Annotated in this window: 3 protein-coding genes; 1 reads left to right on the forward strand and 2 read right to left on the reverse strand. The window is 64.4% G+C overall.

From position 1 onward, the window contains the following. Positions 1–493 (forward strand): vitamin B12 dependent-methionine synthase activation domain-containing protein (locus tag RT123_RS14775; RefSeq protein WP_313009930.1); only part of this gene is annotated, 493 nt, incomplete at its 5' end. A 45-nt stretch (positions 494–538) separates the two neighbouring features. Here RT123_RS14775 and RT123_RS14780 read toward each other — a convergent pair. Continuing rightward, positions 539–1,093 (reverse strand): hypothetical protein, encoded by a 555-nt coding sequence (locus tag RT123_RS14780; RefSeq protein ID WP_055808523.1) that lies wholly within the window; start codon positions 1,091–1,093, stop codon positions 539–541. 142 nt (positions 1,094–1,235) lie between these two features. After that, a partial coding sequence (locus RT123_RS14785; RefSeq protein WP_313009931.1) for a TonB-dependent receptor domain-containing protein occupies positions 1,236–2,970 on the reverse strand: 1,735 nt, incomplete at its 5' end.

Below are 2,970 nucleotides of genomic sequence, written 5' to 3' on the forward strand. Positions count from 1 at the left end.
CGCCAAACGGTTCAAGGACGCCGGTGACGACTATTCCGCCATCCTCGCCACCGCCCTGGCCGACCGTCTGGCCGAGGCCTTCGCCGAACGGCTGCACAAAGAGGTCCGCACCACCCTGTGGGGCTATGCCGCCGATGAGACGGCCGATATCGATGCTCTGATCGCCGAACAATATCAGGGCATCCGACCTGCCCCCGGCTACCCGGCCCAGCCCGATCACACGGAAAAAGCCACCCTCTTCCGCCTGCTCGACGCCGGAAACCACGCCGGCATGGCCCTGACCGAAAGCTTCGCCATGACGCCCCCGGCCTCCGTGTCGGGCCTCTATTTCGGCCATCCCGGCAGCCACTATTTCGGCGTCGGCAAGATCGATCTGGACCAGGTCGAGGACTACGCCCGCCGTAAGGGCTGGGACGTCGCCACGGCTGAGCGCTGGCTGGCGCCCATCCTCAACTACGATCCCTACGCCGCCAAACGCGAATCGGCGGCTTGAGCCGGGCTCAAGCCGCCGTCTGTCATCGGGTAACCGCCGAACCGGTCAGTTGATGCCGACGCTCTCCAGCGTGGCGGGCGGCGTGGTGATATTGTCGCGCAGGCGGCGCGCGGCATGCTCGCAGCGGCCCGGCAGACCGAAGAACAGGCCGAACGACTGGCTGCGCGCCTCGGCGTCGGGATTGGCCATCAGCGGGGCCCACTGCGCCTTAACGGCGGCGACGGCCTGCTCGGCCTCAGCCTTCGAAGCCGCCGATTGGCGCGGCGCGGCCGCCGCCAGGGCGCTACGGAAATCCTGGGCTTCGAGACGGCCCAGACGCACCAGCTCGACATCCTCCGGCGCACGCGACGTCAGCGTCTCGCCCAGATCGGCATGGCCCGTCACCAGGGCATCGCACCACGCCACCAGCGGATAGTCGGCGCTCGGCGCGCCGCGCGGCAACGGCCGTGCATAGGCGATGGCCTCGCGCGTCTTCAACGCATCGGCGGTCTCGCCCGAGCGATTACCCGTCACGATCGGCCCATCCTGCGTTTGAGCGACAGCCGCGCCGGCAGCCAGCAGCGACAGGACCGATAGTCCGGGAACGACAAATTTCAGCATGATCTTCCTTGGAGGGGGGCGCCGCAAACAGGCGACGATCCGTAACGCTCGCCCGCCCGAATGGTTTTTCTACGGCGCCGCTTAAACGAAAAAGGCGGCGGAGCGTTGCTCCGCCGCCTCAGTCTTGTGTCGTTGACCGGCCTTAGAACTTGGCGGTCAGACCGACGTAGTAGCGGCGACCCAGCACGTCATAAGTCGACGGGTCGGTGTTGGCCTGAACGCCGGGAACGAAGACGTTCGGCTGTTCGTCGGTCAGGTTGTTCACGCCGCCGCGCAGCGACACCGTGTCGTTGATGGACCACGAACCGTTCAGGTCGAAGTAGTCGATGGAGGGCAGAACCTCGGTGGTGTTGATCACCGTGATTTCGCCGACCCGACGCCAGCGGGCGCCGACCGAGAACGGACCGCTCGCCCAGGTCACCGAGGTCAGGGCTTTCCATTCCGGGAAGGTGTTGCCGAAGGTGCTGTCGATCGTGCCCGTACGGTCAGTGAAGGCGCCGCCCTCGACGACGTTGTCTTCATAGTTCTCCAGCCAGCTGATGACCGTGTTGAACTTCAGACGACCCCAATCGCCACCACCGATGTCGGCGATGTTGAAGGCCCAGTCGGCCTGGAAGTCGACGCCAGAAGTCTTGATCATGCCAAGGTTGGCCTGATTTTCGATCGCGCCGACAATGTTGCCGGACAACGGATCGCGGCTGAACAGCTGGCAATAGCTGTTGGCGTTGCTGAAGGTGGGGTTTTCGCCCGTGACGTTGAAGCAGCCGGCCAGCGAGTCGTCGGCCGCAATCGATCCGATCGCGTCGGTGATCTCGATGTTGTAGTAGTCGATCGAAGCCGAGAAGCCCGACAGCCAAGGCGACGCGAACTGCGATTGATACACCAGACCGGCCGACCAGCTGTCCGACGTCTCTTCAAACAGGTTGGGGTTACCGCCGGTGCGGCTTTCGACCTGGTTGTTAGAGAAGGTGTAACGATCGATCGCCTGGGCCGAGATCCCTTGCGCCAAGCACAGCGCACGGACAGCAGCGGCGTTAGAGCCCTGGCGGAAGCTGCTGCGAATGTCGCAGGGGTCACCACCGGTGCCCGTAGCCGAGGGGGCGCCGATGCTCGGGAAGTTCGTGCTCGCGGTGGCGAACAGCTCCCCGATCGAAGGTGCGCGGACCGAGCGGCTATAGCCGCCACGAGCGCGGAGGCCGCCGGCGACAGTCCAGTCTAGCTCCGCACGATAGGCCTGCGTGCCACCAGCGGTGCTGTAGTCGGCGTAACGATAGCCGAGGTTCAGATCCAGTTGCTCGACGAAAGGCAGATCCGAGAGCAGCGGGACCAGCGCTTCGATGAACAGTTCCTTGGAGTTCGTACCACCGCTCAGCGAAGGCGTCGGGTTGAAGCCGGCGATTTCCGAACCACCGACGTTGCCGCCGTCCGGCTGGCCATTTGCGCCCAAGTGAGGCGTGACGGCGTTTTGTTGAGCGAGCGAGGAGTCGGCGCCGAAGGCGAAGTCGTCTTGGCGATACTGAGCGCCGAGGGCGACACGAACTTCACCGGCCGGCAGATCAAACGCCTTGCCCTGAAGCGACGCTTCGATGACCCGTTGTTCGGTCACGGTCGAGTTACGCGCCGAACGACCGATGTAGTTGATGCACTCGGCAGACAGGTCTGTCACGCCAAACGGATCGAAACCGCCAGCGCAGAGGCTGCGTCCGCCGTCCGCAGCGTCCAGCAGTCGCTGAACCGACGAGCGAGACACGTTGCCGGTTTGAGTGGTCGTATTGGAAACGCGGCCATACGAACCGTAAACGTCGTACGTCCAGGTGCTTTGCGGAACCTGACCACGGACGCCCGTGGTGATCTGATAGATGTTGTACTCTTCCGTC

The sequence above is a fragment of the Brevundimonas vesicularis genome (assembly GCF_032067225.1).
Classification (GTDB): domain Bacteria; phylum Pseudomonadota; class Alphaproteobacteria; order Caulobacterales; family Caulobacteraceae; genus Brevundimonas; species Brevundimonas vesicularis_F.